Below are 14,070 nucleotides of genomic sequence, written 5' to 3'. Positions count from 1 at the left end.
CGCGTCAGGCGCGCCCGGTCAGTTGTTCGAGTGCCGCTTCCAGGGCCAGCCGATAACCGCTGGCGCCAAGGCCGCAGATCACCCCTACTGCAACGTCGGAAAAGTAGGAGTGATGGCGGAAAGGTTCACGCTTGTGCACGTTGGACAGGTGCACTTCGATGAATGGGATGCTCACTGCCAGCAATGCGTCACGTAATGCGACGCTTGTATGGGTAAAAGCGGCAGGATTGATCAGGATGAAGTCGACACCTTCACCCTTTGCGGCGTGAATGCGGTCGATCAGTTCGTACTCGGCATTGCTTTGCAGGTACAGCAGATGGTGGCCCGCCTCGCGTGCGCGGCGTTCCAGATCCTGATTGATTTCGGCGAGAGTGGTTGCACCGTATTTGTCGGGCTCGCGGGTACCCAGCAGATTCAGATTGGGGCCGTGCAGCACCAGTAGGGTGGCCATGGTCGCTTTCCTTGTTGTTCAGGCTGCGCAGGACTATGCCGCAGCTGCGCGATGTCAGCAATAGTCGACACGATGCCTGCTGTTTACGGCAGAAATATGACTATAGCGTTGGTTTTGGTCGTTGCCAGGACATTTGCAGCGTGCGGGCGATGATCGCGTCGACAGCGCTCAACGACCTGCCAGGCGGCTGCTGGCCTGATCCAGGCGGCCAGCGAAGGTGGCGGCATCGACTTCACCTACGACACGCAGATCGAGCAGTTCGTCACCATTGCCGGCAAACAACTGGATGGCAGGCGGGCCGAACAACTTGTAACGGTCCAGCAGGGCGCGCTGGGCGGCGTTGCTTTCGGTGATATCGAAGCGGATCAGGCGCCAGTCAGCAAGCTTGCTGCCGACTTCGGCATTGCCGAACACCTCGCGCTCGATGACCTTGCAACTGATGCACCAGTCGGCGTACCAGTCCAGCAGCAGCGGCTGACCGGCGGATTTGGCTGCGGCCAGTGCGGCGTCCAACTCGGCGGGGCTGCTCAGGGTTTGCCAGGCACCACTCTTGGCGCTGCTCTGGCTGGCACCAGCCTGCAGCTGGCCGAGTGGCTTGAGCGGATCGCTCGCACCCTGCAGGGCGCCGACCCAGGCGGCCAGGGCATAGACCAGCAGTGCCAGACCGGCGATCTGGCCGAGTTTCTGTCGATGCGTTTTGGGGCCGAACTCCAGCGCACCGAGGAATACTGCCACACCACCCGCCAGCAGGCCCCACAGGGCCAGGCTGAGACTGCCCGGCAGTACGCGCTCGAGCAGCCAGATCGAAACGGCCAGGAGCAGCACGCCGAAAGCATTGCGTACGCTCACCATCCAGGTGCCGGTTTTCGGCAGCAGCGCACCACCGCCAACAGCGAACAGCACCAGCGGCGTACCCATGCCGAGGCCGAGCGCGAGCAGCTTCAGGCCGCCGCCCAAGGCATCGCCACTGGCGCTGATATAAAGCAGGGCACCGGCCAGCGGCGCCGAGACGCAGGGGCTGACCAGCAGGCTGGAGAGTACGCCGAGCACTGCGGCATTCAGATGCGAGCCACCATGGGTCTTGCCGGCCAGGCGATCCAGCGGTTCACTGATGAAACGCGGCAGGCGCAGCTCGAACAGGCCGAACATGGCCAGGGCGAAGAGGGTGAAGAAGGCGGCGAAAGGCACCAACACCCAAGCTGATTGCAGACGCGCCTGTAGATTGAGGCCGGCGCCGAACAGCCCCATAAGTGTGCCGAGGACGGCGAAACAGATCGCCATCGGCAACACGTAGGCCAGCGACAGAGTCAGGCTGCGAAAGCCCCCCAGTTGCCCGCGCAGCACCACGCCGGACAGGATCGGCAGCATCGGCAGCACACAGGGGGTGAAGGTCAGCGCCAGGCCGCCGAGGAAGAACAACGTCAGTTCTTTCCAGTTCCAGGCTGCAGCCACGTTAGCCACGGTCGACAGGGCGCTTGCGGAGCTCGTCGCCGGCATATCACCGATCTCGATGTATTCGGTCTCGGGCGGATAGCACAGGCCCTTGTCGGCACAACCCTGGTAGCCGACCTGCAGGCGCAGCGGGCGGTTGTCCGGGTTGTCCAGTGGCACGCGGATATCCAGCACGCCGTAGTACACCTCGACATCGCCGAAGAATTCATCGTGCTTGGCCTCGCCTGCCGGCAACTCGGCGTCACCGAGCACCAGATCCGCTGGTTCGACGCTGAAATTGAAACGATGGCGATAGAGGTAGTAACCCTCGGTCGCGACGAAGCGCAACGTCACTGCCTGTGCATCGCTGCTCACCAGGCTCAGCTTGAAGGCTTCGCGCACCGGCAGGAAGTCACTGCTGTTGTTCAGCGGCGCGCCAATCGGTGAGGCGGCTGGGCGCTGGTCGAACAGATTGGCGCTGGCGGGCAGGCTCAGGCAGAGCAGAAACAGGGGAAGTAGCAGTCGACGCAGTGACATCGGGCGAATATCTCGGCGGAAGGTGGCGGCATGATACCGGAAAGCGCCCGCCCGCATCGTCGCTGCCGCGCCGGGACGTCGATTGCCGGGGATGAGCGGCACCTTGGAGGAGGCCGGCCTTGTAGAGTTCCCGCGCAGATCGAGCCTGCGCTGTCGTGTCGCAGGCAGTTAGACGCGAAACGCCTGCACGGCGCTGTGCAACTGGCCGCCAAGGTGCAGCAGGCGTTCACTCTCGCTGCGCCCGTTGGCGATCAGGCCGAGGTTGTCGTCGCCCAATTGGTGGATACGTTCGCCGTGTTCGCGAATCTCGCTGACGGCGTCACTCTGCTGAGCGGTGGCCTCGGCAATGCGCTCTGCCATGCTGGCGATGGTGCGGATAGCGCTGACGATCTCGTCCAGCGCGCCATCGGCGGCCTCGGCTTTGCCGGCAGTGGCTTCGGCGTGTTCGACCTGGGCGCGCATGGCTTGTACCGACTGGTGCGCAGCCTGTTGCAGGCGGCCGATGACATCCTGGATTTCTGCAGTGGCGCTGCCGGTGCGCTGCGACAACGAGCGTACCTCGTCGGCGACCACGGCAAAGCCACGGCCGGCCTCGCCGGCGCGAGCGGCCTCGATGGCGGCGTTGAGGGCGAGCAGGTTGGTCTGTTCGGCGATGCCGCGAATCACCGTGAGCACGCTGCCGATGGTGGCGGTCTCGTCGGCCAGGCGCTCGATGGCCTGGGCGTTGTCCTGCACCTCGCTGACCAGGGCGTGCAGCCCCTGAAGGCTCTGGCCGATGACCTGCTGGCCCTGGGCCAGGGCGCGATCTGCATCGCGGCTGGCGTCGGCGGTCTGGCTGGCGTCCTGGGCGACCTGGCCGATGGTCGCTTCCAGCTCGCCCAGCGCGTCGCGGATCAGAGCGGTATCGCCGGCCTGGCGCTCGGCGCCGCCGTGCAGGCCGCCGCTGAGATTGGCCAGGGTACGGCTGGAGCCTGCGACATGCTCGGCATGGCCGCGGATGCTGGCGACCAGCTCCACCAGATAGCGGCGCAGGTGATTGAGCGAGTCTTCGATATCGCGCAGCTCACGGGTGCGGGAGTGGATGCTGATCGGCGTTGCGAAATCACCTTTGGCCCACTGTGACAGTGCCGGTACCAGGCGCTCGAGCACCTGCGAGAGGCGCCGCTGGATGCGGTCGATGAGCAGGGCGATGAGCAGGATCAGGCCGATCATCAGGCCCTGAATCAGCCGTACCTCGCCCTGAATGCGTGCGTATTCGCCTTTTACCAGGGGCTCCAGCGCAGCCAGTGCCTGTTGCACCTGGGTCACGCGTTCGGTGGTGGTCAAGGCCAGTTGCTGGCGTTGCTCGACCAGCTCGCGAGTGCGTTGCAGTTCGCTGGGGTAGCGACGCACCAGTGAGCTAAGTTCGCGTTTCAGCTCGATGCCGCGATCCTCTGCCTGTTGCTCCTGTTGTGTGTCATCCAGCCCGAGCAGCGCGGCGAAGCCGACGCTGGCAGAGCTGTCGGCCTGTTGCACGCCGAGTAGCGGCAATTTGTCCAGTGCCTCTGCCAGCTGGGCAAGTGCCTTGAGTTCGCGTTCGACATCGCCGAGCAGTTCGCTACGGCCCTGGCTGGTGAAGCGTTCGCGGGCGTGGGCGAGCTTCAGCAGGCGCGAACCGGCTTCCTGCAGCGGTTTGCGATACTCACCGGCGGCAGGGCTGCTGGCATCTGCGACGTACTGGGTCAGTTGTTCCAGCGCAGCGAGCATCTCGCGTTCGGCCTGCAACAGCAGGCCCTGCGGATCACCGGCCAGTTTGCCGGCCGCCAGCAGCTGATTGGCGCTGAAGTCGCGCAGTTGCTCAAGGCTTGGGCGCAGCTCGGTGGTCAATTGTTGCGGCAGTTGTTCGAGAGAGTCGTCGAAGGCGTCGATGGCCAGGGTCGCGCTGCTGTGTTGCACGGCGTTGCCACTGGCCAGGTAGGCCTGAATGTTGTCGGCCACCTCGCGCTGGAACTGCTGGGACAGCGTCAGGTAGCGCTCCATCAGTTGCACTGGTTGCTGCAACGCGCGCTGCGACCACCAGAGCGTCGCCGCCAGCGCAACGCAAACGGTGACCAGCAGCAGGGTGTTTAGGTTGGTGAGCAGCTTGAGGCGCATGGCGGGCTCGATCGACGACTGAACGATGCCCGCGAGCTTATTGCGGTTTGGTTACAGGCTGATGACGCTGTGAGCTGTGTCACGTTCTGCGGCGAGTCACTCGCTGCTGTACAGCTCCACCCGGTTACGACCACCGTGCTTGGCCTTGTACAGCGCTTGGTCTGCGCGCTTGGACAGTGTGTTGCCATCCAGGCCCGGTTGCAGCATGGCGATACCACAGCTGAAGGTGCAGGACAGGTCCTGCGGCTGGGCCGGGTAGTGGATTTCGGCGAAGCGCTGGCGAATCTCTTCCAGCACCTTGAGCGCCGATTGCTCGTCGGTATCGGGCAGCACCACGGCGAATTCCTCGCCGCCGTAACGACCGATATGGTCGGTCTTGCGCAGGCGCTGCTTGAGGAACAGCGCCAGGCTCTTGATCACCCGGTCGCCCATGGGGTGACCGTAGGTGTCGTTGACCTTCTTGAAGTGGTCGATGTCGAGCATGGCGAAGGCCAGCGGCTGCTCTTCGCGGCGTGCGCGAAAGCAGGCGTCATCGAGCAGTTGCAGGGTATGAGTGTGGTTGTACAGGCCGGTCAGGCTGTCACGCACCATGCGCGCCTTGAGGTTGCGCGCACGGGCTGCGCGGTTGCGCACGGTGGCGATCAGGTGGCGTGGTTTGATCGGTTTGGTGAGGAAGTCGTCGCCGCCCTCGCTCATGGCGTCGAGCTGCTTGTCCAGGTCGTCCTCGGCCGACAGGTAGATGATCGGCACGCTGACGTAGCGGTCGTTGTGGCGGATCACCTTGGCCAGTTCGGTGCCGTTGCACTCGGGCATGTACATGTCGAGGATGATCAGGTCCGGCTGGAATTCGGCCAGCGCGTCCATTGCCTGGATCGGCTCGGTGAGGGTGTGGGTGAGGATGCCGGCACTGTTGAGTACGCGCTCGGTGTGGGTCGCCTGGGCCTTGGAATCGTCGACGATCAGCACCTTGTACGGGTCGTACTGCGAGACGTGGGTCAGTACCTCGATGCGTTCGAGCAGGCTCGATGCATCCAGTGAGCCGGTGAAGAACTCCTGGCCGCCGGCGCGTACGGCAGCCAAGCGCGTCGGGGTGTCGGTATCGCAGTGGCTGAAGAACAGCAGCGGAATTTTCTGCTCCAGACCTTCTTGCACCGAGTCGGCAAGTTCCAGGCCTGCGCCGGCGAAGTCGACGTCCATGACGATGGCGGCCGGGTGTCGCTCGCTGATGGCGGCGCGGAAGGCGAACTCATCGCCCAGGGCCTGCGCCGCCAGGCCGAAGAAATCCAGTTGCTGGGCCAGACGCTCGGCGCGCTGGGCATCCTGCAGGGCTAGATAAACCGGTTTGCGCAGTGGGGGCAGGAAGGTCTGTTCGAAGGCATCACTATGACGCAGGCCGGTTCTCGACAAGCGCTGCATGGCCTGATTGAGGCGGGCGATCAGCGTGCTGTTGAGGCGACCGCGATTTTTGACTACTTCATCCAGGCTGACGCCAATGCTTTGCGCCAGTTGCGCGTGCTCGGTCTGTTCGAAACGCTCGGCGTAACGCAGCAGTCGCAGGTTGGCTTCGCTCAGCTCAGCCATGCCGGCATCGTTCCATTCGCTGCGTTGCAGGCGCTGCCAGACTTCCAGCACCTGGCGTGCCTGGTGAATGACGCGCTGGGCGAAATGGTGCTTGAGTCGATCTCGACTGGGATCCGGGTGCTCGGTCATGGGCCGACTTCTATAAATGGTTAAGTCAGTGGTGGCTCGATGCTATCACTTGCTGGAGGCGCTGACATTGCCGTCGATCAATTGGCGTCGGTATTTCTGTCGAATAAGCGACAGAATTTTAGTTTTCCCCTACCCGCGTTAAGTTTGCCCCTCTGCCCTGCGTTTTGCTGTGGGCTTGCCTTATAGTGCGTAGCAGGTCGCAACCCGTTGCTTGGGTTGTGGTCGAACACTCGAATTCGCTTGAAAAGGACACTGCCATGCTGGACTGGAAGAATCGCGCGACGAACTCGCAGGGCGGCGCCGCCAAGACCTCAGGAGGCAGTCGCAGTGGCGGCAGCCTGATCGCTCGAGCTCTGGGCGGTCTGATTGGTGTCTATCTGCTCATCGCCCTGGTGGTCGGCTGGTACTGGAGCCAGGAGCCGTCTGTCTTCCAGGTCCAGCAGCATGCCCAGAGTTCGGCGCAGCAGGCGCAACGGCAGATGGTCACCGGTTACACCTCGGTGGAAACCCTCAAGCAGGTCGCTAGCACGCTGCTCGACAAACCGGGCGGCTATCTGTCCAACGATCTAGCGCCGCCCGGTCTGTGGCTGGACAACATGCCGAGCTGGGAATATGGCGTGCTGGTGCAGGTACGCGACTTCTCGCGTGCCCTGCGCAAGGACTTCGCCCGTTCGCAGTCGCAGTCCACCGAGGACCCGGACCTGGCCAAGGCCGAGCCGCGTTTTCACTTCGACAACAAGAGCTGGGCGTTACCGGCGTCCGAGTCCGAGTACCGAGAGGGCATCAAGTCGCTGGATCGCTACCTGGCTCGTCTGGCCGACCCGGCGCAGAGAAACGCGCAGTTTTACGCGCGTGCCGACAACCTGAACAACTGGCTGGGTGATGCCGGCACACGTCTTGGGTCGCTGTCTCAGCGCCTGTCCGCCAGCGTGGGGCAAGTGCGCCTGAACGAGAAACTGCAGGTGGGCAGCGATGCCGAAGAGTCCGGGCAGGTGGGTGAGGGCGGCGTTTACGAGACGCCCTGGCTGCAGATCGACAATGTGTTCTACGAGGCTCGCGGTCAGGCCTGGGCACTGGCTCACCTGCTGCGCGCTGTGGAGGTGGACTTCGCCGACGTGCTGGCGAAAAAGAACGCCACCGTCAGCGTGCGCCAGATCATTCGTGAGCTGGAAGCCGCGCAGGCCACCCTGTGGAGCCCGATGATCCTCAACGGCAGCGGCTACGGCGTTCTGGCCAACCACTCGCTGGTGATGGCCAACTACATCTCCCGCGCCAACGCGGGGCTGATCGACCTGCGTCAATTGCTGAGCCAGGGTTGATGGTCGCGATTTCGGCAGCGGAGGCGGCGCATCGTGCTGCCTCTGACCGCGAGCGCGTGGCCTGGGTCGATGAGCACGACCGGCCGCTGGGCGGTGTTTCTCGTGTCGAGCTGCGCGAGCGCCGGCTGATCGGGCGTGGCACCTACATTCTCCTGTTCAACACGGCTGGGCTGCTGTGCGTGCATCGGCGCACCTTGAGCAAGGCGTTGTATCCCGGATACTGGGACGTGGCGGCCGGCGGCATGGTGCTCGAAGGCGAGGACTACCGACTCTCCGCCGAGCGTGAGCTGGCCGAGGAGCTGGGTATCGTCGATGCCCAGCTGACCGAGCATGCGCACTTTCTCTATGACGCTCCGGAAAGTCGCCTGTGGTGCATGGCCTACTCGGCTGTATCCGATGCGCCGCTGGTGTTGCAGCCGGAGGAGGTGCTGGAGGCGCGCTTCATCAGCATCGATCAGGCGTTGGAGGAAACCCATCGCTTGCCGTATTGCCCGGATTCGCTGGCGGCGCTGGAGCGCTACATAAAAAGGCCGCTTGCGGCCGGCTGATGTCCCTCTCCCGTTTGTGGGAGAGGGTGCCCGAATGGCGGGAGAGGGTGGTTGTGTCGCCTCCTGTGTGTCGTCGAGCTCGTAGAGTGCGCTGTGCGCACCGGTTTTACTTCGGATGCTGGGGCTGGTGCGCACGGCGCACCCTACGGGCCGAGCTCGCTGCAGCGTCGCGGATTCCGAGCGCTCCGTGCACGATGGCGAACGGCGTCGCCATCGTGCCGCACAATGACGCAAATCCATACTTAGCAAGCGCCGCCTTTGCCGTTACACTGCCCGGCCTTTTCGGCGGACGTCTGTCCGCTTGCGCTGCCCCTGCCTGAGTGGGGCTTCGCGGCTGAACCCGTTCAGCCAGTCGCTATCCTGACCCCTACGAGGACAAGCCGGTGGTCAAGAAAGCCTCTTCATTCTCCGCCCTGAGCGGTCTCGTCTATTCCACCGATGGCGGTCGTCATTGCCCGGATTGCAACCAGGCGGTGGATGCCTGCATCTGCAAGCAGACGCGCATTCCTGAAGGCGACGGCATTGCCCGTGTGCGTCGTGAAACCAAGGGCCGTGGTGGCAAGACCGTTACCACTGTCAGCGGCGTGCCACTGGCCGAGGAACCGCTCAAGGAACTGGCCAGCGCGTTGAAGAAACGCTGCGGCACCGGCGGCGCGCTCAAGGATGGGGTGATCGAGATCCAGGGTGATCACGTCGATCTGCTGTTGGCCGAACTGAGCAAGCGCGGCTTTACCGCGAAGAAGTCCGGCGGCTGATAAGTCCTTTTCTAATCTTGGATGACGTTCATACGGTCAACCACCGAGCAAACGTCATCTTGCTTTCATCATTTCTAAACTGGCCGCCAGCAAGGTCAGGCTTTTCTCATGGGAGAACCCGATGTCCGCACGACGCACCCGCAAAGACGACGGCAGCCAATGGACCGTAGCCGATAGCCGCAGTGTCTATGGCATTCGCCATTGGGGCGCCGGTTACTTTTCGATCAACGATGCCGGGCGTATCGAGGTGCGTCCCAACGGCCCGGACAGCCAGCCCATCGATCTTTATCAGCAAGTCGACGAGCTGCGTCAGAGCGGCCTGTCGCTGCCGCTGCTGGTGCGTTTCCCTGACATTCTGCAAGACCGCGTGCGCCGCCTGACCGGGGCCTTTGATGCCAGTATCGAGCGCCTGGAATACCAGAGCCGCTACACCGCGCTGTACCCGATCAAAGTCAACCAGCAGGAGGCGGTGATCGAGAACATCATCGCCACGCAGAACGTCTCCATCGGCCTCGAGGCTGGTTCCAAGCCCGAGCTGCTGGCCGTGCTGGCGCTGGCACCGAAGGGCGGCACCATCGTCTGCAACGGTTACAAGGACCGCGAATTCATTCGCCTGGCGCTGATGGGGCAGAAGCTCGGCCACAACGTATTCATCGTCATCGAAAAGGAGTCGGAAGTCGCCCTGGTGATCGAGGAGGCGGCTGAACTCAAGGTCGCGCCGCAGATCGGCCTGCGCGTGCGTCTGTCCTCGCTGGCGTCGAGCAAGTGGGCCGACACCGGCGGTGAGAAGTCCAAGTTCGGTCTGTCCGCTGCGCAGATCCTACAGGTGGTCGAGCGCTTCCGCGCGGCCGGGCTGGATCAGGGCATTCGCCTGCTGCACTTTCACATGGGCTCGCAGATCGCCAACATCGCCGACTACCGCAAGGGTTTTCGCGAGGCTATCCGCTACTACGGAGAGCTGCGTGCCATGGGTCTGCCGGTCGATCACATCGACGTCGGCGGTGGCCTCGGCGTGGACTACGACGGTACTCACTCGCGTAACGCCAGCTCGATCAACTACGACATGCAGGACTACGCCGATGCCGTGGTCGACATGCTCAAGGAATTCTGCGACCGCCAGGAAATCCCCCATCCGCACATCTTCTCCGAGAGTGGCCGGGCGATGACCGCGCACCATGCCGTGCTGCTGGTGCAGGTCACCGACGTCGAGCGGCACAACGACAAGGTGCCGGAGATCGATGCCAGCGCCGAACAGCCGGAAGTGCTGCAAGTGCTGATCGAGCTGCTGGAAGACAGCGACCCGGAAATGGTCGCCGAAACCTACTGGCGCGCCACCCACTACATCGAGGAAGTGGCTGCGCAGTATTCGGCCGGCAAGCTGAGCCTGGCGCAGAAGGCACTGGCCGAGCAGTGCTACTTCGCCATCTGCCGTCGTCTGCACAACCAGCTCAAGGCGCGTCAGCGTTCGCACCGTGCGGTGCTGGACGAACTCAACGACAAGCTCGCCGACAAGTACATCTGCAACTTCTCGGTGTTCCAGAGCCTGCCGGACACCTGGGCCATCGGCCAGATCCTGCCGATCCTGCCGCTGTCGCGTCTGGATGAGGAGCCGTTGCGCCGCGCGGTGCTGCAGGACCTGACCTGCGACTCCGACGGCAAGATCCGCCAGTACGTCGACGAGCAGTCCATCGAGACCAGTCTGCCGGTGCACGAGATTCGTGAAGGTGAGGATTATGTGCTGGGCATCTTCCTGGTCGGCGCCTATCAGGAAATCCTCGGCGACATGCACAACCTGTTCGGCGATACCGACTCGGTGAACATCTACCAGGGCGCCGATGGCAGCGTGGTGCACGCCGGTATCGAGACTCACGACACCATCGAAGACATGCTGCGCTACGTGCACCTGTCGCCGGAAGAGCTGATGACCCACTACCGCGACAAGGTGGCCAGCGCCAAGATCAGCGCCCGTGAGCGTACGCAGTTCCTCGATGCCTTGCGTCTGGGGCTGACCCGCTCGTCCTACCTGGCTTCGTAAGCCGTCAGCGGCAACTTCGGTAGCCTGGATGCAATCCGGAGGTGGCGCAACGTCGGGCATCGCTCCCGGATTGCATCCGGACTCCGGTGCTTCCTGAGGCCCTTGGTGCGCGCGGCACACCCTACTGTAGGGTGCGCCGTGCGCACCGAGCCGAAGATTCAGCCGATCATCCCGTAGCCACGCGCCATCAGCGCCGCCAGCAGCGGGATCGCCAGCAACAGCAGCAGCTCGATACGGATGCTCCAGGTCACCAGGGCGATCTGCCGGGCGCTCGGCTCGGGCACCTGGCCGGCCTTCACGGGTTTGCGCCACTTGATGAACACCACCGTGGGCAGGATCGACAGCAGGCCAACCAGGACGAAAAGCCCCACCTTGGCATGAAACAGGCTGTTGCCCATGTAGTAGGCGGCGTCCTTGCCGAACCACAGCACGCGGGCGACACCGGTGGCCAGCACCAGACCGGCACAGATGCCGTAGACCAGGTCGGTGATCATAAGGCTGCGCGCACGGCGCAGATCCAGCGGCGCCTTGAACTGCACGTGTTCGACGCTGAGCAGAGCGAACAGCGCGAAGATTGACAGGTAGTGCAGATAAGCGACGAGCGCGGCAGCCATGATTGCTTCCTTTCAGTGGGAACTTGGGGCGATTTCACTGCGGTTGCGGCCGCCATGTTTGGCCCGGTAGAGCGCCTGATCGGCGCGTTTGAGTGCATCCACGCTGCTCTCGCCGGGGCCAAGCAGCGTGCAGCCCAGGCTGATGGTCTGCTGCAGTTGGGCGTGCTCCAGTTGCATCGGCTGGCTGGCGATGGCCAGACGGATGCGCTCGGCGATCTGCAGCAGTTCCTGGTCATCGTGCACCTGGGTGAGGATGACGAACTCCTCGCCGCCATTGCGGGTCACCACATCCTGCGGGCGCAGGGCACTGCTCATGCGTCGCGCGCTTTCCCACAGCACGTGGTCGCCGCCATCGTGGCCATGCCTGTCGTTGACCTGCTTGAAGTGGTCCAGGTCGCAATAGATAACGCCCAGGCGCAGCTGGCTGCGTTCGGCAGCGGCCTGCTCGAGCGGCAGAAAGTGCAGCAGCCCGGCGCGATTCCACAACTGGGTAAGCGGGTCGAGCATGCCCTTGCGCTGCTCGCGGCTAAGAGCGTCACGCAGGTCGTTGGCCTGTTGCGAGCAGTGCTGCAGGTGCAGATAGTTTTCGGTCAGGAAGGCCAGGTCGCGCAACTGGCATCTCTCCTGACTGCCGAACAGGCGCGGTTTCGGGTCGGCCAGGCACAGGGTGCCCAGCGGCAGGCCATCGGCGTCGTGCAGCGGCCAGCCGGCATAGAAGCGCACATCCGGCGTGCCGCGGGCCAGTTCGGTACCGGCAAAGCGCTCGTCCACCTGGCTGTCCTCGACTATTAGCGGTTCGTCGCGCAATACCGCATGAGAACAGTAGGACAGACTGCGCGGCGTCTCTGCTACATCCAGCCCCTGGCGGCTCTTGAACCACTGGCGATCTCGGTCGACCAGTGTGACCAGTGCGGTTTTTACCTGGAACAGGTCGTGCGCCAGGCGCGTCAGGGTATCGAGGTAGGGGTCGGCAGGGGTGTCGAGCAGCTCCAGGCGATCGAGGGCCTGCTGGCGTTCGGCTTCATTGGCGGGCAGCGGGACGTTGAGCATGGGCGATCTCTCCTAATGCCGGGGAAGGGAACCACAGGTCGCGACGGCTCAGTTGCCAAGCATAGCCAGCCAGTACCAGACTGCGCAGCCCCATGAAGGCCAGAAATGCCAACCACAACCCGTGATTGCCCAGGCTTTGCAGCCACCAGGCCAGCGGGAAGGCCAGAACCAGCGCGATGAGCATGGCGTCGCGCATCTCGCGGGCACGGGTTGCTCCTATGAACAAGCCATCGAGCAGGTAACTCCATACGGCCAGCAGCGGCAGCATGGCCAGATACGGCAAGAAGTGCAGGGCCAGTTCGCGCACTTCGGCGATATCTGTGAGCATGCCGACGAACCAGTGCCCGCCGAGCAGGAAGAACAGGGCGAAGCCGGCGCTGGCCAGCAGCGACCAGGCACCGGCTACCAGTAGCGAACGGCGCAGCGCAGCGCGATCACGCGCGCCCAGCGCATGGCCGCACAGGGCCTCGACGGCATGGGCCAGACCGTCGAGGGCGTAAGCGGTCAGCGTCAGGCCATTGAGCAGCAGCGCGTTGGCCGCCACCGTGGCATCGCCGAGGCGAGTGCCTTTCACGGTGATCAGGAAGAACACCAACTGCAGCGCCAGGGTGCGGATGAAGATATCGCGGTTGACCGCCAGCAACGGACGCCAGTTGCTCCAGCGTTTCAGCGCGCTACTGTCGAGGTGGCCGGGATAGTGTGCGAGCGCACCTCGGGCCAGCCACAGGCCGAGCAGGGCACCACTCCATTCGGCGATCACCGAGGCCCAGGCCGCACCGGCCACACCCCATTCGAGCCCGAGCACGAACAGCAGGTCGAGCGCCACGTTGATCAGGTTGGCTGTCAGCAGAATGGCCAAAGGACCACGGGCGCTCTGCGTACCCAGCAGCCAACCGATCAGGGCGTAGGTCGCCAGGCTGGCGGGCAGGCCGAGCAGACGGATATGGAAATACTGGCGCGCCAGTTGATCCAGCTCGGCCGAGGGCTGCATCAGGCTCAGCGCGGCGTTACTGAAGGGCAAAGCCAGCAGGCCCAGGAGCAAGGCCATGAACACGCCCAGCCCGAGCCCTTGCACCAATACCTGGCGCAGTGCGCCGCCGTCCTCGCGCCCTGCTGCCTGAGCGGCGAAGCCGGTACTGCCCATGCGCAGAAAGCCCATGGCCCAGGTCAGCAGGGTATAGAGGCTGCCGCCCACCGCCACGGCAGCCAATTGGTGGGCATGCGGCAGATGGCCGACGACAGCAGTGTCGACCAGCGCCACCATGGGCACCGACAGGTTGGAGAGAATCATCGGTGCGGCAAGGGCCCAGACCTTGCGCTGGGTCGGGGCGTGGCGCCAGGCATCGAGCAGGGCGGACATGGACGGCTCCGTCAAAGCGCCGATTATAGGCACAGCGCTGGCGTGGTCGCACGTCGCCTCAGGAGTGTGAGTGGCTTGGCGAATTCTTCTGCAAGGCTCGTCGTTGGCAGGGCGCCTCGGCTATAGT

11 protein-coding genes are annotated in these 14,070 nt (G+C 63.9%); 4 read left to right on the top strand and 7 right to left on the bottom strand.

The features are described from left to right. Positions 1–4: 4 nt before the first annotated feature. The 4 genes from aroQ to H3221_RS01980 form a co-directional block, all read right to left on the bottom strand. The gene (aroQ, locus tag H3221_RS01995) at positions 5–451 is read right to left on the bottom strand and encodes a type II 3-dehydroquinate dehydratase (RefSeq protein WP_104727239.1); all 447 of its coding nucleotides are present in this window, start codon (positions 449–451) and stop codon (positions 5–7) included. 168 nt (positions 452–619) lie between these two features. Beyond that, positions 620–2,419 (bottom strand): protein-disulfide reductase DsbD, encoded by a 1,800-nt coding sequence (locus H3221_RS01990; RefSeq protein ID WP_196473852.1) that lies wholly within the window; start codon positions 2,417–2,419, stop codon positions 620–622. Between the two features lie 168 nt (positions 2,420–2,587). Beyond that, positions 2,588–3,631 (bottom strand): methyl-accepting chemotaxis protein, encoded by a 1,044-nt coding sequence (locus H3221_RS25735; RefSeq protein ID WP_397427950.1) that lies wholly within the window; start codon positions 3,629–3,631, stop codon positions 2,588–2,590. Positions 3,632–4,648: 1,017 nt separating this feature from the next. Further along, the gene (locus tag H3221_RS01980) at positions 4,649–6,262 is read right to left on the bottom strand and encodes a response regulator (RefSeq protein WP_196473850.1); all 1,614 of its coding nucleotides are present in this window, start codon (positions 6,260–6,262) and stop codon (positions 4,649–4,651) included. Positions 6,263–6,519: 257 nt separating this feature from the next. Between H3221_RS01980 and H3221_RS01975 the strand changes: the two genes are divergently transcribed. The 4 genes from H3221_RS01975 (at position 6,520) to speA (ending at position 10,919) form a co-directional block, all read left to right on the top strand. After that, entirely contained in the window at positions 6,520–7,581 is a 1,062-nt protein-coding gene (locus H3221_RS01975) for a DUF2333 family protein (protein ID WP_196473849.1), read from the top strand. Next, positions 7,581–8,129, top strand: a complete 549-nt coding sequence (locus H3221_RS01970; RefSeq protein ID WP_196473848.1) for an NUDIX hydrolase — start codon at positions 7,581–7,583, stop codon at positions 8,127–8,129. The genes H3221_RS01975 and H3221_RS01970 overlap by 1 nt, the downstream gene beginning before the upstream one ends. 383 nt (positions 8,130–8,512) lie before the next feature. After that, positions 8,513–8,884, top strand: a complete 372-nt coding sequence (locus H3221_RS01965; RefSeq protein ID WP_074676104.1) for a translation initiation factor Sui1 — start codon at positions 8,513–8,515, stop codon at positions 8,882–8,884. 121 nt (positions 8,885–9,005) lie between these two features. After that, positions 9,006–10,919 (top strand): arginine decarboxylase, encoded by a 1,914-nt coding sequence (speA, locus tag H3221_RS01960; RefSeq protein WP_160019309.1) that lies wholly within the window; start codon positions 9,006–9,008, stop codon positions 10,917–10,919. 158 nt (positions 10,920–11,077) lie between these two features. Here the strand turns inward: speA and H3221_RS01955 are convergent, their stop codons facing one another. Genes H3221_RS01955 through H3221_RS01945 form a run of 3 tightly spaced genes read right to left on the bottom strand, consistent with a single transcriptional unit; the run spans position 11,078 to position 13,943 of the window. Beyond that, positions 11,078–11,533: a DUF2214 family protein gene (locus H3221_RS01955; protein ID WP_196473847.1), complete on the bottom strand. Its 456-nt coding sequence runs from the start codon at positions 11,531–11,533 to the stop codon at positions 11,078–11,080. A 12-nt stretch (positions 11,534–11,545) separates the two neighbouring features. Next, positions 11,546–12,583, bottom strand: coding sequence for a GGDEF domain-containing protein (locus H3221_RS01950; protein WP_196473846.1), 1,038 nt, complete (start codon positions 12,581–12,583; stop codon positions 11,546–11,548). Continuing rightward, a complete protein-coding gene (locus H3221_RS01945) occupies positions 12,555–13,943 on the bottom strand; it encodes an MATE family efflux transporter (protein WP_196473845.1) in 1,389 nt (462 codons plus the stop codon). Before H3221_RS01945 ends, H3221_RS01950 begins: the two co-directional genes overlap by 29 nt. Positions 13,944–14,070 lie beyond the last annotated feature (127 nt).

This window comes from Pseudomonas chaetocerotis (assembly GCF_015712105.2).
Classification (GTDB): Bacteria; Pseudomonadota; Gammaproteobacteria; order Pseudomonadales; family Pseudomonadaceae; genus Aquipseudomonas; species Aquipseudomonas chaetocerotis.
The sequence above is the reverse complement of the archived record's forward strand: the minus strand, read 5'-3'. Positions and strand labels throughout refer to the sequence as shown.